Below are 24,158 nucleotides of genomic sequence, written 5' to 3'. Positions count from 1 at the left end.
AAAGGAATACAGACCATGGCTCTCCTGACCTTCGACCTCGAGCGCAAACCGCGCCAAGCCTGGGCCAGCATCGGCGTGCTGCTGGCCGTGATGCTGATCTTTCCCTTCGTTGCCAGCCAGTTCGGCAATTCCTGGGTGCGCATCCTCGACATGGCCCTGCTGTACATCATGCTGGCGCTGGGCCTGAACATCGTGGTCGGCTTCGCCGGCCTGCTCGACCTCGGCTACATCGCCTTCTTCGCGGTGGGCGCCTACCTGACCGGCCTGCTGGCTTCGCCGCAGTTCGCGACCCTGCTGGAATCCGTCGTCAATTATTCGCCGGCGCTGGGCGACTCGCTCGTCGCGCTGTTCGGCGAAGACATCCGCAGCAACGGCATCCACCTGTCGGTGTGGGCGATCGTGCCGCTGGCGGCGATCGTGGCCGGCCTGTTCGGCGCGCTGCTGGGCGCCCCGACCCTGAAGCTGCGCGGCGACTACCTCGCCATCGTGACCCTGGGCTTCGGCGAGATCATCCGGATCTTCATGAACAACCTGAACGATCCGATCAACTTCACCAACGGCCCGCAGGGCATCAACCTGATCGATCCGATCCGCATCTTCGGCGTCTCGCTGGCGGGGGAGGCCGGATCGAAGGCGACGGTCTACATCGCCGGCTTCGGCATCCCTTCGGTGAACGCCTATTACTTCCTGTTCCTGCTGCTGTGCATCGCGACCATCTTCATGACCAGCCGCCTGCAGCATTCGCGCCTGGGCCGCGCCTGGGTCGCGATCCGCGAAGACGAAATCGCGGCCAAGGCGATGGGCATCAACACCCGCAACGTCAAGCTGCTGGCGTTCTCGATGGGCGCCTGCTTCGGCGGCGTGGCCGGCGCGATGTTCGCGGCCTTCCAGGGCTTCGTCTCGCCGGAATCCTTCTCGCTGACCGAATCGATCGCCGTGCTGGCGATGGTGGTGCTGGGCGGCATCGGCCACATCCCCGGCGTGGTGATGGGTGGCGTGCTGCTGGCGGCGCTGCCGGAAGTGCTGCGCCACGTGGTGGAGCCGGCCCAGCAGACGCTGTTCGGCAAGGTGCTGATCGAGGCCGAAGTGCTGCGCCAGCTGCTGTACGGCCTGGCCATGGTCGCCGTCATGCTGTACCGCCCGGCCGGCCTGTGGCCCTCGCCGCGCAAGGAAGACCGCCCGGCCGCGGCCATCGCAAAAGAAGAACACGAAGAGAACAAGGCATCATGAACGACGTCCTCTTGAACATCTCCGGCGTGAACAAGCGCTTCGGCGGCCTGCAGGCCCTGACCGACGTCGGCATCCGCATCGAGAAGGGCCAGATCTATGGCCTGATCGGGCCGAACGGCGCCGGCAAGACCACTTTCTTCAACGTGATCACCGGCCTGTACCAGCCGGATACCGGCACCTTCGAACTGGCCGGCAAGCCGTATTCGCCGTCCGCACCGCACGAGGTGGCGAAGGCCGGCATCGCCCGCACCTTCCAGAACATCCGCCTGTTCGGCGAGATGACGGCGCTGGAAAACGTGATGGTCGGACGCCACGTGCGCACGCGCCAGGGCGTGATCGGCGCGATCCTGCGCCACAGGGCGGCGCGTCTCGAAGAAGCGGCGATCCGTGCGCGGGCCCAGGAACTGCTGGACTTCGTCGGCATCGGCCAGTTTGCCGACCGCACCGCGCGCTACCTGTCCTACGGCGACCAGCGCCGCCTCGAGATCGCGCGCGCGCTCGCGACCGAACCGCGCCTGCTGGCGCTGGACGAACCGGCGGCCGGCATGAACGCGACCGAGAAGCTGGCGCTGCGCGAGCTGCTGGTGAAGATCCAGGGCGCCGGCGTCACCATCCTGCTGATCGAGCACGACGTGAAGCTGATGATGGGCCTGTGCGACCGTATCTCGGTGCTGGAGTACGGCAAATTGATCGCGGAAGGGCTGCCGGCCGAGATCCAGAAGAACAAGGCGGTGATCGAGGCTTACCTCGGCACCGGCGCATCGACTTGATGAGCGCATTGATGAGCGAGAACATTCTTAAAATCGCTGGCCTGAAGGTGGCCTACGGCGGCATCAAGGCCGTCAAGGGCATCGGCCTGGAGGTTAACCGTGGCGAACTGGTTACCCTGATCGGCGCCAACGGCGCGGGCAAGACCACGACCCTGAAGGCCATCACCGGCACGCTGCCGGCGTGCAAGGTGGAGGGCAGCGTCGCTTACATGGGCCAGCCGCTGGGCAATGCGAAGTCGTTCAGGCTGGTGCAGGACAAGCTGGCGATGGTGCCGGAAGGGCGGGGCGTGTTCACCCGCATGACCATCCACGAAAACCTGCTGATGGGCGCCTACACGCGCAACGACAAGGCCGGCATCGATGCCGACATCGAGAAGTGGTACACGGTCTTCCCGCGCCTGAAGGAGCGCGCCAGGCAGTTGGCCGGCACGCTGTCCGGCGGCGAGCAGCAGATGCTGGCGATGGCGCGCGCCCTGATGTGCCATCCGACCCTGCTGCTGCTGGACGAGCCGTCGATGGGCCTGTCGCCGATCATGGTCGAGAAGATCTTCGAGGTGATCCGCGATGTGTCGGCCCAGGGCATCACCATGCTGCTGGTGGAGCAGAATGCCAAGCTGGCGCTGCAGGCGGCGCACCGGGCCTACGTGATGGAATCGGGTTCGATCACCATGACGGGGGATGCGCGGCAGATGCTGGATGATCCGCGGGTGCAGGCGGCCTACCTGGGCGAATAAGACACGTCGTCCCCGCGGAGGCGGGAACCCAAGTTTGCGTGACTATCGCAGGCGTTAGCACTTGGCCACGAACTTGGATTCCCGCCTTCGCGGGAACGACGGAAAAACAACGGCCCGGACTGCTTGCGCGGTCCGGGCCGTTTTGCTTGCCCAGAAGGGCAGCGTTATTTAGGCAGCGTTGGCAGCGCCGTTGGCGGCCTTGCCGGCAGCCTGGGTGAACTGCGACACGGCGGCGTTCATGTTCGACTCGATCGCTTCGGCGGCCTGCTTGGTGGTCTTGGTGAACTGCTCGTAGCCGGCGTTGGCGTTGCTGATCGCGGTCTTCAGGGCCGACACATAGGTCTCGGAACCGGCCGGGGCGTTCTTGGTCACTTCGTCGACCAGCGAGATCACCTTGCGGTTGACTTCGGCGATCTGGCTTTCGGCGGCGCGCGAGAACTCGGCGCCGGTGTCGGCGGCGATCGAGGCAACCTGACGGCCGTAGGCCAGGGCTTTTTCAGCGTTCGGCTGGGCCTGGGCGGTGGTCACGGCGAAGAATTCTTGCGGATCCTTGACTGCCAGCAGCTGACGTGCCGTTGCCGACGAGTTTTCCAACGTGGCCTTGGCAGTGTTGATATTCAGTTCCACCAGCTTTTCCACGCCTTCGAAAGTCTTGGAGGTCAGGGCCGACAGCAGGGCGAATTGGGATTCCAGATTGGCTTTGGTCGCGTTCGAAAACTGCTCGGGGAATGCAAACATGTAGTTCTCCAGTAATGGACAAAATTGAACTTGGGTACGGATGTTGCTGAAACCTGTGCAGCGGGCTTATTCAAACGGGCTTTTGTGCGCCGCAACATGAACAGATTTTACCGGGTTTCGATTATGCGTCAAGCACTTTTGATGCGGCGCACAAGAGAAAAACCATGTCTTGAGTTCTATCAAGGCATGCAATCGTTTGCGCCGTCGTTTGTTTGTGCGAATACAACACCCGAGAAAAAAATCTTGGGTCGGCGAGGACCCAGGCAGCATGCTAGACTGGCAATCCGATGACCCCCGATAATCCCGACTCTTCTGCCACGCCATCCGCCATCGAGCCATCCGCGGCCCCGTCCGCTCCGCCGGCACGCGCCGGCTGGCTGTCGCCGGTGCCGCTGTTCTTCGTCTTCCTCTGGAGCACCGGTTTCATTGCCGCCAAGTATGGCTTGCCCTACGCGCCGCCCCTGAGTTTCCTGATCGTGCGTTGCCTCGGCGCGGTGCTGGTCCTGCTGCCGATGGTGCTGGTAAGCGGTGCACCATGGCCGCGCGGACGCATCCTGCACGTGGCCGTGGCCGGTCTGTTGCTGCAGGCCGGCTACCTGGGCGGGGTCTGGAGCGCCATCAAGATCGGCATGCCGGCCGGGCTGTCTGCGCTGATCGTCGGCCTGCAGCCGATCCTGACCGCCTTCGCCGCGCCGCTGGTCGGCGAGCGGGTCACGCCGCGCCAGTGGCTGGGGCTGCTGCTCGGACTGGGCGGGGTCGGCCTGGTGGTCTACGCCAAGATCAGCCTGAACGGCCTGGCCCCTGGCGCCATCGGTTTATGCCTGCTGGCGCTGCTGTCGATTACTTGCGGCACGCTGTACCAGAAACGCTTCTGCCCGCGGTTCGACCTGCGCACCGGCACCCTGATCCAGTTCGTGGCCTCGGCGCTGCTCCTGCTGCCATTCGCGGTCGCGCTGGAAGGCTTCGGACCGAGGCTGTCGAACGTGCACTGGACTCCGCAATTCGTCGGCGCGCTGCTGTGGTCCATCCTCGCGCTGTCGATCGGCGCCATCTTTCTTTTATTTAGACTCATCAGCCGCAACGACGCCACCCGGGTCACCAGCCTGCTGTACCTGACGCCGCCGACCACGGCCGTGATGGCCTGGCTGATGTTCGGCGAAGCACTGAGCCTGCTTGGACTGGTCGGTATGGTGGTGGCGGTGGCGGGTGTCGCTTTTGTGGTGAAAAAATAACGTATCAGGAGACTTCATGATCACCAGCCAGCAGCAACAGGCCGTGGACGCGGCCATCACTTCACGCCGCTCGATCCGCGCCTACCTGCCGACCCCGGTCGCGCGCGAGGACATCGAAGCCATCCTCGAAGTGGCGGCGCGCGCGCCGTCCGGCACGAACACCCAGCCGTGGAAGGTCTACGTGCTGACGGGCGAGGCCAAGGAGCGCCTGAGCGCGGCCATCCTGGCGGCCTATGGCGATCCGCAGCAGTCCAAGGAACACACCGAGGAGTACGCCTACTACCCGCGCGAATGGGTCTCGCCCTTCATCGACCGGCGCCGCAAGGTGGGCTGGGACCTGTATTCCCTGCTGGGCCTGACGCGCGACAACAAGGCCGGGATGGCGGCCCAGCACGGCCGCAACTATCGCTTCTTCGACGCCCCGGTCGGCATGATCTTCACGATCGACCGCGTGATGGAGCAGGGCTCCTGGCTCGACTACGGCATGTTCCTGCAAAACATCATGGTCGCGGCGCGCGGTCGCGGGCTCGACACCTGCCCGCAAGCGGCCTTCACGCAATTCCACCGGATCATCCGCGAACATCTGGGATTGCCGCCCAACGAGATGGTGGTCTGCGGCATGGCGCTGGGCTGGGCCGATCCGGACAAGATCGAGAACAGATTAGTTACGGAACGCGAACCGGTTTCAAGCTTCGTGCGCTTCGCCGAGTAGCTTGTTCGATATACTTGACGTGCCAAGCTGTTGAAATATCAAGAGATTTCTACAACGTTAGAAACATTGCGTTGTGGCAAAACGAGAGCGCAGATGTTACATTCTCTTGCGCTCCACCCGTCTTTCGCTACACTGCAATAGTGCTCATCAGTTCGCGTTCAAGGATTTCCAGATGCTCAAGCTCGCGTTGGCCGCCGCCATGTCCATGTTGTTCCTGCTTGAACCCGCCCACGCCGCAACGGGCAGCAAACACAAGGGACGCACGGCCACTGTCAAGAAAGTGAAGGCCAAGCGCACCGATCTCGCCAAGGTCATCGCCGACGACAACCGCCAGCGCATGGTGCGCCGGATCGAGATGGTGCACGGCAAGCGCAAGGTGGTCTACCAGCGCGTGCGCCGCGCCGCGCCCGCGCTCGCCATGCTCACCGCCGGCGACATTGCCGGGCTGAACAAGACCCATGACCCGCTCGACCTGCGTTCCTCGGTTGCCTACGTGATGGACCAGACCAGCTCGGAAGTGCTGTTCGAAAAGAATTCCACCGTCGCCCTGCCGATCGCCTCGATCACCAAGCTGATGACCGGCCTGCTGGTGGTGCAGGCCCAGCAGAACCTGGACGAGGTGCTGACCATCACCGACGCCGACGTCGACCGCCAGAAATACTCGAGTTCGCGCCTGCCGGTTGGCACCCGCATGACGCGCGGCAACCTGCTGCACATCGCCCTGATGAGCTCGGAGAACCGCGCCGCCTCCGCACTGGGTCGCAACTATCCGGGCGGTATCACGGCCTTCGTCGAGGCGATGAATGCCAAGGCCAAGGAACTCGGCATGAACGATACGCATTATGTGGATTCGAGCGGCCTGTCGAGCCAGAACGTGTCGAGCGCGCGCGACCTGGCCAAGCTGGTGATGACGGCCCACCAGGAACCGCTGCTGCGCCAGTACACGACCGACCCGAACTACGTGGTCGAAGCCAGCGGCCGCCGCATGCAGTATCACAACACCAACTACCTGGTGGCCATGCCCGACTGGAATATCGGCCTGCAGAAGACCGGCTTCATCAACGAAGCAGGGCGCTGCCTGGTGATGCAGGCCATGATCCAGGGCCGCAACGTGGTCATGGTGTTCCTGGATTCGAAGGGCAAGCAGTCGCGGACCGCGGACGCGGGCCGGATGCGCAAATGGCTGGAGGCCCTGAAGCCGGCGGCGATTCCGGCGGCGGCCGCGGCCGGGGTACCGGTGACGGTGTCGGCGGTGGCGCCGGGGACCAGCGCGCAATAAAAGATAACGCGGGAACGACGGTTTTTGAGCTAGCGGTGCTTTAAACGCCGGCGCCAACCCGGTGCCCCAGCGTCGCCGAAATCTGCGCCGCCGTGTTCACCAGGTCTTCCAGCCACTCATCCTGCAGCCGGTCGGCCGGCGCCGAGATCGACAGGCCCGCGACCAGCTTGCCGCTGTCGTCGTGGATCCCGGCCGCCATGCAGCGCACGCCCAGTTCCAGTTCCTCGTTGTCGCGCGCGTAGCCGCGCGAGCGCACCAGCGCCAGCTCGCGCTCCAGGCGGGCCAGGTCGGTGATCGAATTCTTGTTGTGGCCGGCCAGCCCGGTGCGGGTGGCGTAGGCGCGGATCGCCTTCGGCTCGTCCACGGACAGGAACAGCTTGCCGGTCGAGGTCAGGTGCAGCGGACCGCGGCCGCCGATCGCGCGCACCACCTGCATGCCGGAACGCTCGGAGAAGGCGCGGTCGATGTAGACGATCTCGTCGCCCTGGCGCACCGACAGGTTGACCGTCTGCCGGGTCTTGTTGTGCAGGGCCCGCATCAGGTCGACCGCCGCTTCGCGTACCGACAGCCGGCTCTTCACCACATTGCCCAGTTCCAGCAGGCGCATGCCGAGGCGGTAGGTGCCGGGTTCGACACGGTCGACGAAGCGCGTCACCACCATGTCGTTCAGGATCCGGTGCGCGGTCGACGGATGCAGACCGGAAACCTTCGACAATTCCTTCAGGCTGACGGGGTCCGAATAGCTGGCCAGCACGTCGAGCAGGGCGACCATGCGCTCGATCACCTGGATGGAAGTTTTCGCCGGTTCGAGGGTTTCCATTTTCATGATGTGGTTGGTGCAGTGCGGTATATTTCTCTACTTTATACCATAATGTGAAAATTGTGGTAACGCCTCCTTTCAGTGTGCGGCATAATGCAAATCCTGCAAGCAGCCACGACACGTATGGATCAACCAAGCAGCGAGTTCAAAAGCAAGGGAGGCCTGCGGCGCGTCATCGCCGCTTTCGGCTATTCGATCGAGGGTTTCAAGACCGCCTGGAAGCATGAGCACGCGTTTCGCCAGGAGTTGATGGTGGCGGTGCCGGCGACGATCGTGGCGCTGGCGCTGAAGATTTCCGCCTTCCAGAAGCTGGCGTTGATCGCGGTGCTCGGGCTGGTGCTGCTGGTGGAATTGATCAATGCCGCCATCGAGGCGGTGGTCGACCGCGTCTCGCTGGAGCGCCATCCCTTGTCCAAGGCCGCCAAGGACCTCGGCAGCGCGGCGGTAGCGATGGCGATCGCGATCGCCGGGGCGACATGGGCCGTGGTGCTCTACAACCGATTTTTCTGACCGCATTGTTTGATGCGCTAACCTCAAGGAGAACAGCATGACTTTACGCCTGGGCGACACCGCTCCCGATTTCGAGCAGGATTCCACCATCGGCCGCATCCGTTTCCATGACTGGGCGGGCGATTCCTGGGTGGTGCTGTTCTCCCATCCGGCCGACTTCACGCCGGTGTGCACGACCGAACTGGGCCTGACCGCCAAGCTCAAGCCAGAGTTCGACAAGCGCAACGTCAAGGCGATCGCCCTGTCGGTCGACCCGGCCGAGCAGCACAAGGCCTGGATCAAGGACATCGAGGAAACCCAGCAGACCGTGGTCGGTTTCCCGATCATCGCCGACGCCGACAAGTCGGTCTCGACCCTGTACGACATGATCCACCCGAACGCCTCGGCCACCGCGACCGTGCGCTCGCTGTTCGTGATCGACCCGGCCAAGAAAGTGCGCCTGATGATCACCTACCCGATGAGCACCGGCCGCAACTTCGACGAAGTCCTGCGCGTGATCGACGCCCTGCAGCTGACCGACGGCTACACCGTCGCGACCCCGGGCAACTGGAAGGATGGCGACGACGTCATCATCCCGCTGACCGTTCAGGATCCGGAGCAGCTGAAGCAGAAGTATCCGAAGGGTTACACGGCGCCGCGGCCTTACCTGCGTTTGACGCCGCAGCCGAACAAGTGATCACGTCGCCCCCGCGCAGGCTGGGATCCAGGTTTTGTATGAGCAGTCGAAATGCAAACAAACTTGGGTCCTCGCCTTCGCGGGGACGACGTGTATTGGTCGCATAAGCAAATAAGGAAGCTGTCGTTTGCTGAACGGCTGAGGCCATTTACCCTTGGAGCCAATCTGGGGGTAAAGCATGTCCATAACGTATATCCTGTCGGGATTCGCCGTCGGCCTGCTGGTCGGCATGACGGGCGTCGGCGGCGGTTCGCTGATGACGCCGCTGTTGACGCTGCTGTTCGGCGTCACGCCGTCGGTGGCGGTCGGCACCGACCTCGCCTTCGCCTCGCTCACCAAGAGCGCCGGCACCATCACCCATCGGAAGCGCGGCAATGTCCAGTGGGACATCGTTGGCCGCCTGTGCATGGGCGCGCTGCCTGCGGCGCTGCTGTCCACGCTTGCCCTGCACTATGTCGGTCCCCTGAATGCCGCCATCGGCCAGGTGATCCGCTATTCGATCGCCGTCTCGGTGCTGCTGACCGTGGTCGCGATCCTGTTCCGCTCGAAGATGCTGGCCTGGGTCAACGCCAGACCCGGGCGGCAGCTGCAGGGGAGAAAGCTGGCCGGCGCCACCATCCTGTCCGGCGCCATCCTCGGCACCCTCGTCACCGTGTCCTCGATCGGCGCGGGGGCGATCGGCGCCACCCTGCTGGTGATGCTGTATCCGAAGCTGAGCGCGGCCGAAGTGGCGGGCACCGACATCGCCTACGCCGTGCCGCTGACCGCGATCGCCGCCGTCGGCCACTGGTGGCTGGGCTCGATCAACTGGGTGCTGCTGGTGACCCTGCTGGTCGGCTCGGTGCCGGGCATCACGCTCGGTTCCTGGGCGGCGAAGGCCGTGCCGGAACGTTTCCTGCGCGGCCTACTGGCGATGACCCTGGCCGGTGTGGCGCTGAAGCTGGTCTACTGAAGCGAGGCCGAAGCAAGCCTTTAATAGCGGAATCTTCTATACAAATAAGGATTGCTTCGTTTGTAATATGTAATTCGCGTGCGATTATGGCGCCCTATTAGAAGAAATTGTAATAAGGCTCTCCCATGAATACGCTAGTGACCAGCCGCAGCAGCGCCAACCGGGTGATTCCCGGTTTCGGGCTCTCGCTCGGCTTCACGATCTTCTACCTGGCGCTGATCGTGCTGATCCCGCTGTCGGCGATCTTCCTGAAGACCTTCACCATGAGCTGGGACGCGTTCTGGAGCGCCGTCACTTCCGAACGCGTGATGGCGTCCTATCGCCTGAGCTTCGGCGCGGCCCTGATCGGCGCCGCCATCAACGTCGTGTTCGGCGGCATCGTCGCCTGGGTACTGGTGCGCTACCAGTTTCCCGGCAAGCGTTTCGTCGACGCCCTGGTCGACCTGCCGTTCGCGCTGCCGACGGCGGTGGCCGGCATCACGCTGACCGCGCTGTACTCGAGCAATGGCTGGATCGGCAAATACCTGGACCCGCTGGGCATCAAGGTCGCCTTCACCCCGCTGGGCGTGGTGGTGGCGCTGACCTTCATCGGATTGCCGTTCGTGGTGCGGACCGTGCAGCCGGTGCTGGAAGATGCCGAGCGCGAGCTCGAGGAAGCCGCCGCCAGCCTCGGCGCCAGCCCCTGGCAGACCTTTACGCGCGTGATCCTGCCGGGCATCGTCCCGGCGCTGCTGACCGGCTTCGCGCTGGCCTTCGCGCGCGCCACCGGTGAATACGGCTCGGTGGTCTTCATCGCCGGCAACATGCCGATGGTGTCCGAGATCACGCCGCTGTTCATCATCACCAAGCTGGAGCAGTACGACTACACGGGCGCCACCGCGATCGCCGTGGTCATGCTGGTCGCCTCCTTCATCCTGCTGCTGGCCATCAACCTGCTGCAGGCCTGGACACGCAAACGGGCGGGCAAATAAATGAGCGCAGTTCTCGATAAAGTCGAACCCGCGAAAGCGGCCGTGCCCCAGGCGCCGCGCAAGACCACCAATACCCTGGAGCCGGCCTGGGTGCGCTACGGCCTGATCGCCGTGGCGCTGCTGTTCCTGACGCTGTTCCTGTTCGTGCCGCTGGTTGCCGTGTTCGCCGAGGCGCTGAAGAATGGCTGGGATACCTACAAGGAAGCCATCGTCGATCCGGACGCGCTGTCCGCCATCAGGCTGACCTTCGTCGCGGCCGGCATCTCGGTGCCCCTGAACCTGGTGTTCGGCGTGGCGGCAAGCTGGGCCATCGCCAAGTTCGACTTCCGCGGCAAGAGCCTGCTGCTGACGCTGATCGACCTGCCGTTCTCGGTCTCGCCCGTGATCGCCGGCCTGATGTACGTGCTGATGTTCGGTTCGCAGGGCTGGTTCGGCCAATGGCTGATGGACCACGACGTCAAGATCCTGTTCGCGGTGCCGGGCATCGTGCTGGCGACCGTCTTCATTACCTTCCCCTTCGTCGCGCGCGAGCTGATCCCGCTGATGCAGGCCCAGGGCAGCGAAGAGGAAGAGGCGGCGCTGGTGCTGGGCGCGTCCGGCTGGCAGACCTTCCGCCGCGTGACCCTCCCCAACATCAAGTGGGGCCTGCTGTACGGCGTGATCCTGTGTAACGCCCGCGCGATGGGCGAGTTCGGCGCCGTTTCGGTGGTATCGGGCCATATCCGCGGCGAGACCAACACCATGCCGCTGCAGGTCGAGATCCTCTACAACGAGTACAACTTCACGGCGGCGTTCGCGATCGCTTCGCTGCTGGCCCTGCTGGCGCTGGTCACGCTGGCGGTGAAAACCTTTATCGAATGGCGGTTGCACCAAAGCAGGAAAGCAAACCCAGCCAACATCACGGAGTAATCAGCATGACGATCGAAGTCCAACACATCCGCAAGCAGTTCGGCCAGTTCACGGCCCTGGATGACGTCTCGCTGCAGTTCGCCGACGGCGAGCTGACCGCGCTGCTCGGTCCTTCCGGCTGCGGCAAGACCACGCTGCTGCGCATCATCGCCGGCCTGGAATTCCCGGACGCCGGCCGCGTGCTGCTGGATGGCGCCGATGCCTCCGCCAGTCATGTGCGCGAGCGCCAGGTCGGCTTCGTGTTCCAGCACTACGCGCTGTTCAAGCACATGACCGTGTTCGAGAACGTCGCGTTCGGCCTGCGCGTCAAGCCGCGCAAGGAGCGCCCGTCCGAAGCGCAGATCCGCGAGAAAGTGAAGAAGCTGCTCGAGCTGGTGCAGCTGGACTGGATCGCCGACCGCTACCCGCCGCAGCTGTCCGGTGGCCAGCGCCAGCGCATCGCCCTGGCGCGCGCCCTTGCCGTGGAGCCGCGCGTGCTGCTGCTCGACGAGCCCTTCGGCGCGCTGGACGCCAAGGTGCGCAAGGAACTGCGCCGCTGGCTGCGCCAGCTGCACGACGAGCTGCACGTGACCTCGATCTTCGTCACCCACGACCAGGAAGAAGCGCTGGAAGTGGCCGACCAGGTGGTCCTGATGAACAAGGGCCGCGTCGAACAGCTCGGCACCCCGGACGCCGTCTACAACCAGCCGGCCTCGCCCTTCGTGTACGGCTTCCTGGGCAACGTCAACCTGTTCCACGGCCGCGTCAACGACGGCGTGCTGGCCAGCGGCGAAGCGAAATTCCATGCGCCGCAGTACGCCGGGGTGCAGAACGGCGAGGGCATCGCCTACGTCCGTCCGCACGACCTCGACGTCGAACGCTATGTGCCGGGCGGCGAGGGCGTGGCGGTCAAGCTGCGCCGCGCGCACGCGATCGGCCCGCTGGCCCAGCTCGACCTGGAGCGCGCCGACAATGCGCAATTGATCGAAGCGGTGATCCCGAATGAGCGCTTCCGCGAGCTCGGCCTGCGCGACGGCGAGACCCTGCTGGTGAAGCCGCGCCGCATGCATGTGTTCGTCGACCAGGGTGATGGCATATGAACTTCCAGCAGCTGCGTTCGGTGCGCGAAGCCGCGCGCCGCAATTTCAACCTGACCGACGTGGCGAACGCCCTGTTCACCTCGCAGCCGGGGGTGTCGCGCCAGATCCGCGAGCTCGAGGATGAGCTGGGCGTCGTCATCTTCGAACGCAACGGCAAGCGCCTGACCGGCATGACCGAGCCGGGCAAGGGCATCCTGAAGATCATCGAGCGCCTGCTGGTCGAGGCCGAGAACCTGCAGCAGGCCAGCAGCGAATACGCGGCCCAGGACAGCGGCACGCTCACGGTCGCCGTCACCCACACCCAGGCCCGCTATGCGCTGCCGCAGGTGGTGCAGGCCTTCCGCGCCTCTTTCCCGGGCGTGCGCATCGCCCTGCAGCAGAGCGCGCCGGACCACATCGCCGAATGGGTGCTGTCGGGCCGCGCCGACATCGGCATCGCCACCGAAGGCCTGTCGACCTTCCCCGACCTGGTGTCTTTCCCGTGCTACCGCTGGAGCCACCTGGTGGTGGTGCCGGACGGCCACCCGCTGCTGGGCCGCAGCCCGATCAAGCTGGCCGACCTGGCCGAGTTCCCCTTGATCACCTACGACGTCGGCTTCACCGGCCGCAGCCACATCGACGCGGCATTCGCCGCCGCCGGCGTGCATCCGGACATCGTGCTGACCGCGATGGATTCGGACGTGATCAAGCAGTATGTGTCGCTGGGGATGGGCGTCGGGATCGTGGCCTCGATGGCCTTCGACCATGGGCGCGACCGCGGTTTGCGGGCGATCGAGTCGTCGCACCTGTTCGCGCCGAACGTGACCCGGCTGGCGGTGCGGAAGGGAGCGTACCTGCGCGCGTATGCCTATGATTTCATTGAGCGTTTTGCGCAGGGGTTCACGCGGGCGGATATCGAGCGGGCGTTGCATCCGGTGGCGGCGGAATGATCACCCGTCGTTCCCGCGAAGGCGGGAACCCAAGTTCGTAGCGAAGCACAAAAACTTGGATTCCCGCCTGCGCGGGAACGACGTTTACAGGGCGCGGGTCATGTTCTTACGGCGCAGGCTTACTGACCTGGATTGGTGTACCGCGCCTGAATCGCATCGATCGCCGCGATCACCTCATCCGACAGCACGACGCTTTCCGCATCGATGTTCTCCTCCAGCTGCGCCAGCGTGGTCGCCCCAATGATGGTCGACCCCACGAACCAGCGCGAATAGCACCACGCCAGCGCCATCTGCGCAGGCGACATGCCGTGTGCGCGCGCCAGTTCCGCGTATTCCTTGACCGCCGCCAGCACCGATGGACGCAGGTAGCGCGGGCTCCAGGTCGGCGGGAAGATGGTCAGGCGGCCGTGCGCTTTCGGATCGTCGAGGTACTTGGCGCTCAGCTGGCCGAAGGCGAGGGGGCTGTAGGCCAGCAGGCTCACCTGTTCGCGGTAGCAGACTTCGTCCAGCAGCGTGGTCTCGAAGGCGCGCGCGGTCAGGTTGTACAGGTTCTGGATGGTGGCGATGCGCGGCAGGCCCTTCATCTCCGCCTGCTTGATGTACTCGCACACGCCCCACGGGCTTTCGTTCGACACCCCGATATGGCGGATCTTGCCCTCCGCGATCAGCTCGCCCAGCACGGCCAGCGTCTCCTCGATGGCGACGCTGGTACGTTCCCTGGCCGGATCGAAGCTGTTGGCGCCGAAGATCGGCACGTTGCGGCTCGGCCAGTGCAACTGGTAGAGGTCGACGTAGTCGGTCTGCAGGCGGCGCAGGCTGTCGTCGAGGGCGGCGCGGATACTGGCTGCGTCCAGGTTCTGGCGGCCGCCGCGGATCCAGTGCATGGCCGGGTTCGGGCCGGCTGCCTTGGTGGCCAGGACGACCTGGTCGCGCTTGCCGGATTTCTTCAGCCAGCTGCCGATGAAGCGCTCGGTCGATCCCTGGGTGCGGGCGCTGGGCATGACCGGGTACATCTCGGCGGTGTCGACGAAGTTGATGCCGCGTTCCAATGCATAGTCGAGCTGGCTGTGCGCGTCGGCTTCCGTATTCTGCTCGCCGAAGGTCATGGTGCCGAGGCAGACGCGGGAGACGGTGAGGTCGGTTTTGCCGAGTTGGTGTTTCTTCATTGTGGAATCCTTTCAGTCTGCTGCGCAGAGAATTGGGCCGCAGGCAGAGAACCGGGGTCAGAGCCCACCCGCGTGAACCGGGCTCTGACCCCTACGCCGGGCTCTGACCCCTGAGCGCGTCCGCACACTCCCGGATCAGCCGCGGCCCGCGATAGATCAGTCCGCTATACAGCTGCACCAGCTGGGCGCCGGCCTGGATCTTGGCCTTGGCGTCGCGGCCGCTCAGGATGCCGCCCACGCCGATGATCGGCACGGCGTCGCCGACTTCCTGCTTGAGCGCGCGGATCACGATGTTCGACAGGTCGAATACCGGCGCGCCGGACAGGCCGCCCTGCTGGTTGCCGTGGCGGAGGTTTTCGACGTCGCGGCGGGTGAGGGTGGTGTTGGTGGCGATCACGCCGTCGATCTTGTGGCGCAGCAGGGCGGCGCCGATGTCGCGGATCTGGTCGCCGTCGACGTCGGGGGCGATCTTCAGGGCCAGCGGCACGTAGCGGCCATGCTCATCCGCCAGGCGCGATTGCTCGCCCTTCAGCTGGGACAGCAGGGCGTCGAGTTCCGATGCGCCCTGCAGCTGGCGCAAATTCTTGGTGTTCGGCGAGGAGATGTTCACCGTCACGTAGCTGGCATAGGGATAGACCTTGCGCAGGCAGTGCAGGTAATCCTCGGCGGCGCGTTCGATCGGGGTGTCGGCATTCTTGCCGATGTTCAGGCCGAGCACGCCCTGCTGCTCCAGGTAGAAGCGCGAGGCGCGCACGTTGGCGACGAAGGCGTCGACACCGCCGTTGTTGAAGCCCATGCGGTTGATGATGCCGCGCGCGGCCGGCAGGCGGAAGATGCGCGGCTTCGGGTTGCCGGCCTGCGGGCGCGGCGTGACCGTGCCGACCTCGATCGAGCCGAAGCCCAGCGCCGCCAGGCCGTCGATGTAGGCGCCGTCCTTGTCGAGGCCGGCGGCCAGGCCGACCGGATTCGGGAAGGTGATGCCCATCACGGTGCGCGGATCGGGCGCCGGCTTCTTGACCAGTCCGGTCAGGCCGAGCGCGTTCGCACGACGCAGTGCCGGGAGGGTCAGGTTGTGAGCCGTTTCGGGATCGAGGGAAAACAGCAGCGGGCGGGCGAGTGAGTACAGGAAATTGTCGGACATGATTACCTAACGTGAATTGCCGACATTTTACCTGTAACTACCGCTCCAAAACTCCCCATACGCCGTCGATCCGCGCCTCCAGCGGCCGGAAATTGATCTTGTAGGCCATCTTCGGGCTCTGCTCGATCCAGTAGCCGAGGTAGACGTAGGGCAGGCCCAGGTCGCGCGCCTGCTCGATCTGCCACAGCACGTTGTAGGTGCCGAAGGAGGCGCCCTCGACGTCCGGATCGAAGAAGGTGTAGACCGAGGACAGGCCGTCCGACAGCACGTCGATGATCGACACCATGCGCAGCGTGCCGTCCGGTTCGCGGAATTCGACCAGGCGCGTGTTCACGCGGCTTTGCAGCAGGAACTGGGCGTACTGGTCGCGGCTGTCCTGGTCCATGCCGCCGCCGACGTGGCGCGTGGTCTGGTAGCGCAGGTAGAGCGCATAGTGCTCGTCCGAGAACGACAGGTTGGCCACCACCGCGGACAGGTCGGCGTGGCGCTTCCAGGCGCGGCGCTGGCTGCGGTTGGGGGCGAAGTCGTTCACCGCCACCCGCACCGGGATGCAGGCGCGGCAGCCGTCGCAATACGGACGGTAGGTAAAGATCCCGCTGCGGCGGAAACCGTTGCGCACCAGTTCGGAATACACGTCCGCATTGATCAGGTGCGAAGGCGTGGCGACCTGCGAGCGCGCCTGGCGCGCATCCAGGTAGCTGCACGGATAGGGCGCCGTGGTATAGAACTGCAGCGTAGAAAAGGGCAAGTCATTTAAGTGCGTCATGCAATGCTCTCGAGACGACGTTTGACCCATTGTAGCCAAAGACGGCGCGATGCACCGTTAGGTGGTCAACGGTGACGCGACTTCCCAGCGTTCGATGGCGGGCTCGGCGATGGCCTGGCGCAGGTGCTCGAGGAAGGCCTTGCGCGGGATCGGGTAGGCGCCCAGCGAGGCCAGGTGGCCGGTCTCCTGCTGGCAGTCGAGCATGCGTACCCCCTGGCTGCGCAGGAAGGCCACCAGGTAGGCCAGCGCCACCTTGGAGGCGTCGGTGACGCGCGCGAACATCGATTCGCCGTAGAACATGCGGCCGATGCAGACGCCATAGGCGCCGCCGACCAGTTCGCCATCCAGCCACACTTCCGCCGAGTGGGCATAGCCCATCCGGTGCAGGCCGGTGTAGCCGGCGATGATGTCTTCCGAGATCCAGGTGCCGGGGCCGTCCTTGCGCGGTGCGGCGCAGGCGCGCATCACCTGTTCGAACGCGGTATCGAAGCGCACCACCCAGGGGCCGTCTGCATGGCGCGAACGTTCGATTTTCTTCAGGGTTTTCTTGAGGCTGTCACTGATCTTGAAGCGGTCGGTGTACAGCACCATGCGCGGATCGGTGCTCCACCACAGGATCGGCTGGCCTTCCGAGAACCACGGGAAGATGCCGTTGCGGTAGGCTTGCAGCAGGCGCTGGGGCGAGAGGTCGGCGCCGGCCGCGAGCAGGCCGGGGGCGTCGGTGGTCAGCGCTTCGGATACGTCGGGGAACGGCGTATTCGCTTCGAGCCAGGGAATCATCGTCTCTCTATGGTCAATCGGGTTCGACGGGGGCGCGCATTGGCTTGGTGATGTCGCGGCTGTGGAAACCGTAGCTGCCGCCCTCGAGCACCTTGCGGCGGTCGGCGAAGAACAGCTCCAGGGTCGTGCGGATCGTCGGGAAGGCCAGGTCGTCCCAGGGAATCTCGTGTTCCGCGAACAGCTGCACCTCCAGGCTCTCGATGCCGGGCGCGAAATCCAGGTCGAGCAGGCGCGCCAGGTAGAACAGGTGGACCTGGTGCACGTGGGCGACGTTGAGCAGGGTGAACAGGTTGCCCAGTTCGACGTTGGCGCCCGCTTCCTCCTCGGTCTCGCGCACCGCGGCCTGGCCGGTGGTCTCCTCGTTTTCCATGAAGCCGGCCGGCAGGGTCCAGTAGCCGTAGCGCGGTTCGATCGCGCGCTTGCACAACAGTACCCGCAGCTCGCCGTCCTGTTCCCAGACGGGGATCGAGCCGATCACCATTTTCGGGTTCTGGTAGTGGATGGTGCCGCATTGGGTGCACACGTAGCGCGGACGGTTGTCGCCTTCGGGGATGGCCACCGTCACCGGATGGGCGCACTCGGAGCAGAATTTCATGGAAAAAGGATGTAATGATGTTGCCCTTACTTTACCACCGTATCGTGACAACTGTGCCGCAATCCGTACGCGTCACCAGGCCTCCACGCGGGCAGCTTATGCTGCAAGAGGCGGGGTAAATGGGATCGGCATTGCCTAAACCGGGGAAGGTGCGTATAATGCAAAGCATCAGACGCGGGGTGGAGCAGTCTGGCAGCTCGTCGGGCTCATAACCCGAAGGTCACAGGTTCAAATCCTGTCCCCGCAACCAGATTCCAAGGCCGTTGATCCTGTTCAGGATCAGCGGCCTTTTCATTTGTGCCTGCCGGTCCGGCCCGCCACTGAAGCGCCTCAATCCCCATCTCCTTCCCCGCAACGCCCGCGGTCCAGCCCGGTCGAAGACATGTCGGCTGAATGCGGAGGGATTCATGATCAGTGTTGACGAGATTAACGAGGCCTGGGGCTGGGTTGGCCTCAAGGCGGTGGAAGTGCTGGGGGAGAATGCCTTCGGCAACCTGATCATCCGGGACGACGAGGGCCGCTACTGGCGCCTGGCGCCGCAGGACCTGCGCTGCGAACCGGTGGCCGAAGACCGCGCCGCCCTCGATGCGCTGTCCTATAACCAGGAATTCCTGAACGACTGGTACATGCCCGAGGAGGTGCGCCTGGCCGAGTCCACCCTGGGGCCGCTGAGCGCGGGCCGCAAGTACTGCCTGAAGATCCCGAGCGCGCTGGGCGGCCACTACGGGCGCGACAACCTGGCCACCGTGCCCTTGTCCGAACTGATCCGCTTTGCGGGCGAGGGCGCGCAGCAGTTCGACGGCCTGCCGCGCTGGTAGCGGCTGTCAGAAGTCCGTCAGCAGGCCCAGCTGGAACAGGTCGCGGTCGTCGGTCTGGCGGAAGGTTTTTACGCGGTTGAAGTTCAGGAACGCGCGCGCATGCCGCGACAGGGCCTGTTCGGCCTGGAAGGTGACCAGCAGGTTGCCGTGGGTGATGTTGTCTTGCCGCCGGTTCCTGGCGACGTAGGGGCCGAGGCCGGCGCTCATCGCGAAGCGCGGCGTGACCGTCTGCACGTACCAGAGCTGGGCCGCGGCGCCGCGCCGGTCGACCCGGGCGCCGTCGTCGCCCTCGAACAGGAATTTCCCGGATACCGCCCAGTGCTCGAGCCGTTCGCCCAGGTAGCGCCGCACTTCCAGCACGGAGGCGCGCGCGCCGTCGGTGCCGGCCATGTTCGTGATCGAGTTGCCGATCGAGGCGCCGAACCAGGTGCGGCCATTGGCGGGGTCCGTCTCCGGATCGGGCTCGGCGCGGCCGAACTGGCGTCCGATGCCGACCATCAGCGCATCGGAGCGGTGCACGGTGCGCATCTGCACGTGGTTGTAGCCGATGCGCAGGTGGGTCCCGGCCGGCAGGTCGCCCAGCGGCAGCCGTAGGCCCAAGCTGAACAGGGCGCCGACGTTGGCGTCGTCGATCTGGCGGCCGTCGATGACGGTGGTGTTCATGCTCAGGTAAGGGCCGATGCCCAGCTCGACGGCGCTGCGCGCGCCCAAGCGGCGCACCGCCAGCCATTGCACTGCGAAGCCGTCGCGGTGGTTGTTGTCCGGATGGCCTTCGTTGTAGTGGACGAAGTCGATCCGTTCGCTGAGGCTGTCCGGCAGGGGCGAACCGAACAGGGTGCGCTGCTGGCGTCCCGCCCTGATCTCGAAGGTCCGGCCGCGCATCCAGCGGTTGCCTTCGGCATTGCCGCCATGGATGCGGCCGTTGCCGAACACCAGCGACAGGTAAGCGCCGTGGTCGTCCGGGGCGTCGGTCACGTCGGTGGGAGCGTCCTGGGCCTGGGCTGTACTTGCGCAGGCCAGCAGCAGGAGGGCAAGGAGGGAGGTGGTGCCTGGTGCGATTTTCATTGCGAGAGTGTAAATGATCCGCTGAAAATCGGCTGTGGGCCCTCAGAACCCCTGGCGAATACCGATCAGGAACAGGTCCCGGTCATCCATCCGCAGGAAGGTCTTCACGCGCCCGAAGTCGAAGAAGATCCGGGTGCGGGGCGACAGGGCGCGCTCCGCCTCCAGGCTGACCAGCACATTGCGGCGCACCGGTCCGCGCGTGCCGGCGACATCGGCCCCTGCTTCGCGCCGGTTCCGCGTGAAGTAGGGGCCGATGCCGGCGCTCATCGAGAAGCCCGGCGTGACTTCCTGCACGTACCAGAGCTGGCCGGTCACGCCGCGCCGGTCGACACGCTTGCCGTCGTCGCCTTCGAACAGGTAGCGGGCCGACCAGGCCCAGTGCGCGGCGCCATGGCTGATGTCGCTGCCGGCGTCGAGGATGGCGGAGCGGGCCGTATTACTGTTGGGCATGGTGGTGAGCGCGGTGCCGGCCGACACGCCCAGCCAGAGCGGATGGGAGGACCCGGTGGCGGGACCCTGCGCGACGGGACCGAACTGGCGCGCAAGGCCCAGCATCAGGGCATTCGAGCGGTGCACGCCCGGCATCTGCGCATGGTTGAAGCCGAGCCGCAGCGCGGTGCCGTCGGGCGCGGCGGACAGCGGTACGCGCACCGCCGCGCTGAGCAGCAGGCCCCAGCGGGTGTCGTCCAGCTGGCGGCCGTCGAGGAAAGTGGTGTTCATGCTGAAGTAGGGACCGATGCCGAACTCGCCGCCGAGCCGCTCCGTCGCCCGCCAGACGCCCGTCCACTGCAGCGCGAAGCCATCGCGGTGGTTGTTGTCGGGATGGCCTTCGTTGTAATAGACGATGTCGACGCGGCTGCCGGTTCCGCCGGCCAGCGGGCGGCCGATGCGCAGCTCTCCGGCGCGGCTGCGCATCCAGCGGTTGCCGCTGGCATTGCCGCCATCGATGCGCCCGCCGCCGAGCTGCGCCGACAGCCAGGTGCCGCGATCGATCGCCGTGTCCTCGGCGTGAACGCTGCCGTTGCAAGCCAGCAGCAGTGCGCAGATCCATGCTTGTGCTTTCATTCCCACCTCGCGTAGCTGACGATCCCGTCAGTCTCGCCAAGCGGGATGGCGCTGCCTTGCGTTGGATCAGTCCGTCTGCACCTGGCTCAGGCTTGCCCACAGGTGAGCCGCCGCCATGGTCCGGTGCGGACGGTAGGCCTGCAGGAAGGCGGCGGCTTCCGGCAGGTTGGGGCGTTCGGCGCCGAGCAGGCGTCCGATGGCGGTGCGCACCGCCACGTCGCCTTCCAGCGAACAATCCGGAAAACCATAGCCGCGCAGCAGGGCGTAGTTCACGGTCCAGGGGCCGATCCCCTTCACCGCCAGCAGGCGCTCGCTGACGTCGTGCGGATCGGCATCGCGCCGCAGGTCGAGCGTGCCGTCCGCCGCCAGGCGCGCCAGCCGCAGCAGGGTCTCGGCCTTGGCGCGCGAGAACTTGCGGCTGGTGAGCTGGTCGAGGTCGAGGCGCGCCGCGTCCTCGGCGTCCGGATAGCACCACAGGCCGCCGGGGTGGGCGCGTCCGGCCAGCGCAATGAAGGTGCGGCGCAGGGCGATCGCAAAACCCAGGTTGATCTGCTGGCCGATGATGGCCCAGCTCAGGGCTTCGAAGATGGTGGCGGACTGGATCACGCGCAGGCCGCGCTCGCGCGCCACCAGCGGCGCGAACAGCGAGTCGTCCGCGACCGCGGCTTCGAAGGGTGAGGGATCGATGCGCAGGCCCAGCACGTTGAGCAGCATGCCAGGCACCTGGGCCGGCAGCGTGGCGGCATCGACGTCGACCGTGCACAGGGCCCGGTCCGGCTGCGCGCCGAGGTCGATCTCGAGCACGGCCGGCACGCCATCGACCATCACGCCCTTGCGGATGCGCCGGTCTTCGATACGCTCGGCCAGGCCCTCGGCGTCGCGGCCATGGAAGGCGAACACGTCCTGCCGGCGGTAGTCCGGCGGCAGGTCGATGGACAGTGCGAAGCGGCTCACTGGATCATTTTCCCTGCGTCGCCGCCGCCGCGGCCGCCGCGTTGCGCTTGATGCGCGGTACGAAGCCCGTCACCAGCGCGGTGCCGACCAGGGTGATCGCGGAGCCGGCGATGGTGTACCAGCCGATGGTCTCGCCGAGGAACAGCGCGCCCCACAGGATGCCGAACACCGGATTCAGGAAGGTGACCGTCAGGGCCGAGGTGGTGCCGACTTCCTCGATCAGGCGGAAGTACAGGATGTAGGCGATGCCGCTGCACAGTACACCCAGCGCGACCACCGCGCCGACGATGCCGGCGGTCGGCGCGCCCGTCATCGGGAAGAAGGGCAGCACCGGCAGCACCATGATGGCTGAGGTCCACATCGTGCCGTGGGCGTTGGCGAAGGGCTCGACGCTTTTCGCCGAGCGCGCGTACTGGCTGGCGACCCCGTAGCTCAGGGCCGCGGCCAGCGCGGCGACCACGGCGAGGCCGGCGCCGGGCTTGCTCGAGACGTGGTCGAAGCCGACCAGCAGGGCCACGCCAGCGGTCCCCAGCAGCAGGCCGAGCGCGGTGCGCAGGCCGATCGCATGGCGGGTCCAGACCGCGCCGACCAGCGCGCCCCACATCGGCGCGGTCGCGTTCAGCACCGACAGCACCGAGGCCGACAGGGTGCGCGCGCCGAATGCGAACAGCAGGAAGGGCAGGGCGGAGTTGAAGAAGCCGAGGATGAAGAAGTGCTTCCAGTTGGCGCGCAGGTCGAGGCGCTTCTTCAGCACGAAGCCGACGATCGCCAGGAACAGCGCGGCGAACAGCACCCGAAATTCGATCAGCACCGCCGGCCCGAGCACGGGCGCGCTGATCCGCATGAAGAGGAAGGAGCCGCCCCAGATGGCGGCAAGGGAAACGAGGCGCAGCAGGTTGGCGGTGTTCATTGCGTTCTTCTTTGTCGAGGCGTCAGGCATTGTGGCCTGGCGCGGCGCCGGGATGCTTCCTGATTCTTGCTGCTGAATTCGGAGGGCGTGGCGGGGAACTGGCAATGATACAAAAAATTGAGACCACCCGTCGTCCCCGCGTAGGCGGGGACCCAAGTTTGGGTGCGTATTCGTAGCAATGGCTAATGGCCCGCGACGAACTTGGGTCCCCGCCTGCGCGGGGACGACATAGGTCAAGTGCGCGGGAACGGCGTGAGCTGAGGGCTTACGGCACCAGCGCCTTCTTCGCCGCCTTCTTCGCCTTGATCTCGGCCTGCGCCTTCTCGATCGCCGCCAGGCGCGCCGCGATGGCCGGGTGGTTGGCGTTGTAGCCGTTCAGGACCGTGGACGGAGTGGTTTCGTTCAGGCGCTTCCAGAAATTGTCGGCGTTGTCGATCTCGTAGCCGGCGCGCGCGGCCAGGTAGAGGCTGAGGCGGTCGGCGGCGGCGTCCATTTCCGGCGGCATCGCCTTGATGCCGCCGCTGCCGATCAGCATCGAGTTGTCCGGCGTGACGCTCTTGAGGTTGTCGATGATGCTGCCGATGGTGGAGACGTTGCGCTGGGCGGCGGCGTGGCCGAGCATGTTGTGGGCCATGGTCTTGGCCAGCACGAAGGCCAGTTCGTCGTCGTTGCGGGTGGCGTTGATCATGCCGCGCGTGACCAGCACGCGCGAGCCGTCGGCGTAGGCGTTGACGTTGTCGGCGTTGCCCAGCTCGATCGCGAAGGCGCAGGCGCGCGTGACCGGGATCGACAGGTGACGCTCGCTGTCGTGGCGTTCGACCGTCATCGGCAGCGTGGCCTGGGACGCGACGATCTTGCCGAAGATGGCGCCGGCCTGGCTCAGGGCATGGGGACCGGTCGGCAGCGGCTTGTTGCCGGCCGCCAGCAGCACGTCGCCGGTCTGCAGGCCGGCCTTGGCGGCGCCGCTGCCGGCCAGCACGCTGGTGACCTGCAGGCGTTCGTCCATGCCGAAGGCGACGTGGGCCGCTTCGTTGTAGTCGCCCGGGTAGGACCAGCGGTTCTTGGCGGTGAAGCCGAGCAGGTTGCGCGCCTGGTTCTTGCACAATTCTGCGTTGTGGATGAGGAGCGGGGCCGCGACCTTGTACAGGCGGTTCTGCAGGTCGGCCATTTTGGTGAGCGTGTCGGCCGCGGCCGCCATCTGCGGGCTCAGGCCCGGCGCTTCGGGTGCGCGTTCGACGACCCGCGGCGAAGGCGCGGGCTGCTGTGGTCCCTGGGTGGCGCAGCCGGACAGCAGCAGGGCAGTGGCGGCGGCCAGTACGGGAAGTGCCTGGATGGCAGGGCGGCGAATGGCGCTCAT

The 24,158-nt window shown here is 65.7% G+C and carries 26 protein-coding genes and 1 tRNA gene; 15 read left to right on the top strand and 12 right to left on the bottom strand.

What is annotated here, in order from left to right; translation table 11 throughout:
- Window positions 1-15: 15 nt before the first annotated feature.
- From AC3A6M_RS00835 to AC3A6M_RS00825, 3 genes are read left to right on the top strand one after another with little or no spacing between them, the layout of a single operon-like run.
- A complete protein-coding gene (locus AC3A6M_RS00835) occupies window positions 16-1,230 on the top strand; it encodes an ABC transporter permease subunit (RefSeq protein WP_487850864.1) in 1,215 nt (404 codons plus the stop codon).
- Window positions 1,227-2,000, top strand: a complete 774-nt coding sequence (locus AC3A6M_RS00830) for an ABC transporter ATP-binding protein (protein WP_487850863.1) — start codon at window positions 1,227-1,229, stop codon at window positions 1,998-2,000. The genes AC3A6M_RS00835 and AC3A6M_RS00830 overlap by 4 nt, the downstream gene beginning before the upstream one ends.
- 11 nt (window positions 2,001-2,011) lie before the next feature.
- Window positions 2,012-2,734, top strand: coding sequence for an ABC transporter ATP-binding protein (locus AC3A6M_RS00825; protein WP_487850862.1), 723 nt, complete (start codon window positions 2,012-2,014; stop codon window positions 2,732-2,734).
- A gap of 168 nt (window positions 2,735-2,902) precedes the next feature.
- Here the strand turns inward: AC3A6M_RS00825 and phaP are convergent, their stop codons facing one another.
- Entirely contained in the window at window positions 2,903-3,472 is a 570-nt protein-coding gene (gene phaP / locus AC3A6M_RS00820; RefSeq protein ID WP_487850861.1) for a TIGR01841 family phasin, read from the bottom strand.
- 287 nt (window positions 3,473-3,759) lie between these two features.
- Here phaP and AC3A6M_RS00815 point away from each other — a divergent pair, with 287 nt between their 5' ends.
- The 3 genes from AC3A6M_RS00815 (at window position 3,760) to pbpG (ending at window position 6,695) form a co-directional block, all read left to right on the top strand.
- Window positions 3,760-4,704, top strand: coding sequence for a DMT family transporter (locus tag AC3A6M_RS00815; RefSeq protein WP_487850860.1), 945 nt, complete (start codon window positions 3,760-3,762; stop codon window positions 4,702-4,704).
- Between the two features lie 16 nt (window positions 4,705-4,720).
- A complete protein-coding gene (locus AC3A6M_RS00810) occupies window positions 4,721-5,416 on the top strand; it encodes a nitroreductase (protein WP_487850859.1) in 696 nt (231 codons plus the stop codon).
- Window positions 5,417-5,588: 172 nt separating this feature from the next.
- Complete coding sequence (pbpG, locus tag AC3A6M_RS00805; protein ID WP_487850858.1) at window positions 5,589-6,695, top strand: D-alanyl-D-alanine endopeptidase; 1,107 nt, start codon at window positions 5,589-5,591, stop codon at window positions 6,693-6,695.
- A gap of 40 nt (window positions 6,696-6,735) precedes the next feature.
- Here pbpG and AC3A6M_RS00800 read toward each other — a convergent pair whose 3' ends face one another.
- Entirely contained in the window at window positions 6,736-7,521 is a 786-nt protein-coding gene (locus AC3A6M_RS00800; RefSeq protein ID WP_487850857.1) for an IclR family transcriptional regulator, read from the bottom strand.
- Between the two features lie 117 nt (window positions 7,522-7,638).
- On the opposite strand from AC3A6M_RS00800, the gene AC3A6M_RS00795 reads away from it, so the two are divergent.
- The 7 genes from AC3A6M_RS00795 to AC3A6M_RS00765 all read left to right on the top strand — a co-directional run bounded on the left by AC3A6M_RS00795 (window position 7,639) and on the right by AC3A6M_RS00765 (window position 13,541).
- The gene (locus AC3A6M_RS00795; RefSeq protein WP_487850856.1) at window positions 7,639-8,025 is read left to right on the top strand and encodes a diacylglycerol kinase; all 387 of its coding nucleotides are present in this window, start codon (window positions 7,639-7,641) and stop codon (window positions 8,023-8,025) included.
- A gap of 37 nt (window positions 8,026-8,062) precedes the next feature.
- Entirely contained in the window at window positions 8,063-8,701 is a 639-nt protein-coding gene (locus tag AC3A6M_RS00790) for a peroxiredoxin (protein WP_487850855.1), read from the top strand.
- A gap of 178 nt (window positions 8,702-8,879) precedes the next feature.
- Complete coding sequence (locus AC3A6M_RS00785; protein ID WP_487850854.1) at window positions 8,880-9,653, top strand: sulfite exporter TauE/SafE family protein; 774 nt, start codon at window positions 8,880-8,882, stop codon at window positions 9,651-9,653.
- A gap of 125 nt (window positions 9,654-9,778) precedes the next feature.
- A complete protein-coding gene (gene cysT / locus AC3A6M_RS00780; RefSeq protein WP_047826847.1) occupies window positions 9,779-10,624 on the top strand; it encodes a sulfate ABC transporter permease subunit CysT in 846 nt (281 codons plus the stop codon).
- Entirely contained in the window at window positions 10,625-11,533 is a 909-nt protein-coding gene (gene cysW, locus AC3A6M_RS00775; protein WP_487850853.1) for a sulfate ABC transporter permease subunit CysW, read from the top strand.
- A 5-nt stretch (window positions 11,534-11,538) separates the two neighbouring features.
- Window positions 11,539-12,612 (top strand): sulfate/molybdate ABC transporter ATP-binding protein, encoded by a 1,074-nt coding sequence (locus tag AC3A6M_RS00770; protein WP_487850852.1) that lies wholly within the window; start codon window positions 11,539-11,541, stop codon window positions 12,610-12,612.
- Window positions 12,609-13,541 carry a CysB family HTH-type transcriptional regulator gene (locus tag AC3A6M_RS00765; protein WP_487850851.1) on the top strand — a complete coding sequence of 311 codons (933 nt, stop codon included), beginning with the start codon at window positions 12,609-12,611 and terminating at the stop codon, window positions 13,539-13,541. Before AC3A6M_RS00770 ends, AC3A6M_RS00765 begins: the two co-directional genes overlap by 4 nt.
- A gap of 119 nt (window positions 13,542-13,660) precedes the next feature.
- On the opposite strand, the gene AC3A6M_RS00760 is transcribed toward AC3A6M_RS00765, so the two are convergent.
- The 5 genes from AC3A6M_RS00760 to AC3A6M_RS00740 form a co-directional block, all read right to left on the bottom strand.
- Window positions 13,661-14,707, bottom strand: coding sequence for an aldo/keto reductase (locus AC3A6M_RS00760; protein WP_487850850.1), 1,047 nt, complete (start codon window positions 14,705-14,707; stop codon window positions 13,661-13,663).
- Window positions 14,708-14,798: 91 nt separating this feature from the next.
- Complete coding sequence (locus tag AC3A6M_RS00755) at window positions 14,799-15,848, bottom strand: quinone-dependent dihydroorotate dehydrogenase (protein ID WP_487850849.1); 1,050 nt, start codon at window positions 15,846-15,848, stop codon at window positions 14,799-14,801.
- Between the two features lie 37 nt (window positions 15,849-15,885).
- Window positions 15,886-16,614: an arginyltransferase gene (locus AC3A6M_RS00750; RefSeq protein ID WP_487850848.1), complete on the bottom strand. Its 729-nt coding sequence runs from the start codon at window positions 16,612-16,614 to the stop codon at window positions 15,886-15,888.
- A 57-nt stretch (window positions 16,615-16,671) separates the two neighbouring features.
- Window positions 16,672-17,394, bottom strand: a complete 723-nt coding sequence (gene aat / locus AC3A6M_RS00745; protein WP_487850847.1) for a leucyl/phenylalanyl-tRNA--protein transferase — start codon at window positions 17,392-17,394, stop codon at window positions 16,672-16,674.
- A gap of 13 nt (window positions 17,395-17,407) precedes the next feature.
- Window positions 17,408-17,989 (bottom strand): NUDIX hydrolase, encoded by a 582-nt coding sequence (locus tag AC3A6M_RS00740; RefSeq protein WP_487850846.1) that lies wholly within the window; start codon window positions 17,987-17,989, stop codon window positions 17,408-17,410.
- A gap of 173 nt (window positions 17,990-18,162) precedes the next feature.
- Between AC3A6M_RS00740 and AC3A6M_RS00735 the strand changes: the two genes are divergently transcribed.
- Both AC3A6M_RS00735 and AC3A6M_RS00730 read left to right on the top strand, forming a co-directional pair.
- Window positions 18,163-18,239, top strand: a tRNA-Met gene (locus AC3A6M_RS00735).
- A gap of 157 nt (window positions 18,240-18,396) precedes the next feature.
- A complete protein-coding gene (locus AC3A6M_RS00730; RefSeq protein ID WP_487850845.1) occupies window positions 18,397-18,807 on the top strand; it encodes a T6SS immunity protein Tdi1 domain-containing protein in 411 nt (136 codons plus the stop codon).
- A gap of 6 nt (window positions 18,808-18,813) precedes the next feature.
- Here the strand turns inward: AC3A6M_RS00730 and AC3A6M_RS00725 are convergent, their stop codons facing one another.
- The 5 genes from AC3A6M_RS00725 to AC3A6M_RS00705 all read right to left on the bottom strand — a co-directional run bounded on the left by AC3A6M_RS00725 (window position 18,814) and on the right by AC3A6M_RS00705 (window position 24,158).
- Complete coding sequence (locus AC3A6M_RS00725) at window positions 18,814-19,872, bottom strand: hypothetical protein (protein ID WP_487850844.1); 1,059 nt, start codon at window positions 19,870-19,872, stop codon at window positions 18,814-18,816.
- A 42-nt stretch (window positions 19,873-19,914) separates the two neighbouring features.
- Complete coding sequence (locus AC3A6M_RS00720; RefSeq protein WP_487850843.1) at window positions 19,915-20,937, bottom strand: hypothetical protein; 1,023 nt, start codon at window positions 20,935-20,937, stop codon at window positions 19,915-19,917.
- A 66-nt stretch (window positions 20,938-21,003) separates the two neighbouring features.
- Window positions 21,004-21,891 carry a DNA-3-methyladenine glycosylase family protein gene (locus tag AC3A6M_RS00715; RefSeq protein WP_487850842.1) on the bottom strand — a complete coding sequence of 296 codons (888 nt, stop codon included), beginning with the start codon at window positions 21,889-21,891 and terminating at the stop codon, window positions 21,004-21,006.
- A gap of 4 nt (window positions 21,892-21,895) precedes the next feature.
- Window positions 21,896-22,801 carry a DMT family transporter gene (locus tag AC3A6M_RS00710; RefSeq protein WP_487850841.1) on the bottom strand — a complete coding sequence of 302 codons (906 nt, stop codon included), beginning with the start codon at window positions 22,799-22,801 and terminating at the stop codon, window positions 21,896-21,898.
- Between the two features lie 265 nt (window positions 22,802-23,066).
- Window positions 23,067-24,158: a M48 family metallopeptidase gene (locus AC3A6M_RS00705; protein WP_487850840.1), complete on the bottom strand. Its 1,092-nt coding sequence runs from the start codon at window positions 24,156-24,158 to the stop codon at window positions 23,067-23,069.

The sequence above is a fragment of the Telluria sp. Soil_C_11 genome (genome assembly GCF_057657395.1).
The sequence above is the reverse complement of the archived record's forward strand: the minus strand, read 5'-3'. Positions and strand labels throughout refer to the sequence as shown.

Bases quoted from the DNA above. Each gene is read 5' to 3' on its own strand.
- AC3A6M_RS00800 (WP_487850857.1), bottom strand. From the start codon at position 7,521: ATGAAAATGGAAACCCTCGAACCGGCGAAAACTTCCATCCAGGTGATC.
- AC3A6M_RS00785 (WP_487850854.1), top strand. From the start codon at position 8,880: ATGTCCATAACGTATATCCTGTCGGGATTCGCCGTCGGCCTGCTGGTC.
- cysW (WP_487850853.1), top strand. From the start codon at position 10,625: ATGAGCGCAGTTCTCGATAAAGTCGAACCCGCGAAAGCGGCCGTGCCC.
- phaP (WP_487850861.1), bottom strand. From the start codon at position 3,472: ATGTTTGCATTCCCCGAGCAGTTTTCGAACGCGACCAAAGCCAATCTG.
- AC3A6M_RS00720 (WP_487850843.1), bottom strand. From the start codon at position 20,937: ATGAAAGCACAAGCATGGATCTGCGCACTGCTGCTGGCTTGCAACGGC.
- aat (WP_487850847.1), bottom strand. From the start codon at position 17,394: ATGATTCCCTGGCTCGAAGCGAATACGCCGTTCCCCGACGTATCCGAA.
- AC3A6M_RS00760 (WP_487850850.1), bottom strand. From the start codon at position 14,707: ATGAAGAAACACCAACTCGGCAAAACCGACCTCACCGTCTCCCGCGTC.
- AC3A6M_RS00705 (WP_487850840.1), bottom strand. From the start codon at position 24,158: ATGAGCGCCATTCGCCGCCCTGCCATCCAGGCACTTCCCGTACTGGCC.
- AC3A6M_RS00790 (WP_487850855.1), top strand. From the start codon at position 8,063: ATGACTTTACGCCTGGGCGACACCGCTCCCGATTTCGAGCAGGATTCC.
- AC3A6M_RS00835 (WP_487850864.1), top strand. From the start codon at position 16: ATGGCTCTCCTGACCTTCGACCTCGAGCGCAAACCGCGCCAAGCCTGG.
- AC3A6M_RS00730 (WP_487850845.1), top strand. From the start codon at position 18,397: ATGATCAGTGTTGACGAGATTAACGAGGCCTGGGGCTGGGTTGGCCTC.
- AC3A6M_RS00810 (WP_487850859.1), top strand. From the start codon at position 4,721: ATGATCACCAGCCAGCAGCAACAGGCCGTGGACGCGGCCATCACTTCA.
- AC3A6M_RS00765 (WP_487850851.1), top strand. From the start codon at position 12,609: ATGAACTTCCAGCAGCTGCGTTCGGTGCGCGAAGCCGCGCGCCGCAAT.
- AC3A6M_RS00830 (WP_487850863.1), top strand. From the start codon at position 1,227: ATGAACGACGTCCTCTTGAACATCTCCGGCGTGAACAAGCGCTTCGGC.
- AC3A6M_RS00750 (WP_487850848.1), bottom strand. From the start codon at position 16,614: ATGACGCACTTAAATGACTTGCCCTTTTCTACGCTGCAGTTCTATACC.
- AC3A6M_RS00710 (WP_487850841.1), bottom strand. From the start codon at position 22,801: ATGAACACCGCCAACCTGCTGCGCCTCGTTTCCCTTGCCGCCATCTGG.
- AC3A6M_RS00755 (WP_487850849.1), bottom strand. From the start codon at position 15,848: ATGTCCGACAATTTCCTGTACTCACTCGCCCGCCCGCTGCTGTTTTCC.
- AC3A6M_RS00795 (WP_487850856.1), top strand. From the start codon at position 7,639: ATGGATCAACCAAGCAGCGAGTTCAAAAGCAAGGGAGGCCTGCGGCGC.
- cysT (WP_047826847.1), top strand. From the start codon at position 9,779: ATGAATACGCTAGTGACCAGCCGCAGCAGCGCCAACCGGGTGATTCCC.
- AC3A6M_RS00740 (WP_487850846.1), bottom strand. From the start codon at position 17,989: ATGAAATTCTGCTCCGAGTGCGCCCATCCGGTGACGGTGGCCATCCCC.
- pbpG (WP_487850858.1), top strand. From the start codon at position 5,589: ATGCTCAAGCTCGCGTTGGCCGCCGCCATGTCCATGTTGTTCCTGCTT.
- AC3A6M_RS00770 (WP_487850852.1), top strand. From the start codon at position 11,539: ATGACGATCGAAGTCCAACACATCCGCAAGCAGTTCGGCCAGTTCACG.
- AC3A6M_RS00815 (WP_487850860.1), top strand. From the start codon at position 3,760: ATGACCCCCGATAATCCCGACTCTTCTGCCACGCCATCCGCCATCGAG.
- AC3A6M_RS00725 (WP_487850844.1), bottom strand. From the start codon at position 19,872: ATGAAAATCGCACCAGGCACCACCTCCCTCCTTGCCCTCCTGCTGCTG.
- AC3A6M_RS00825 (WP_487850862.1), top strand. From the start codon at position 2,012: ATGAGCGAGAACATTCTTAAAATCGCTGGCCTGAAGGTGGCCTACGGC.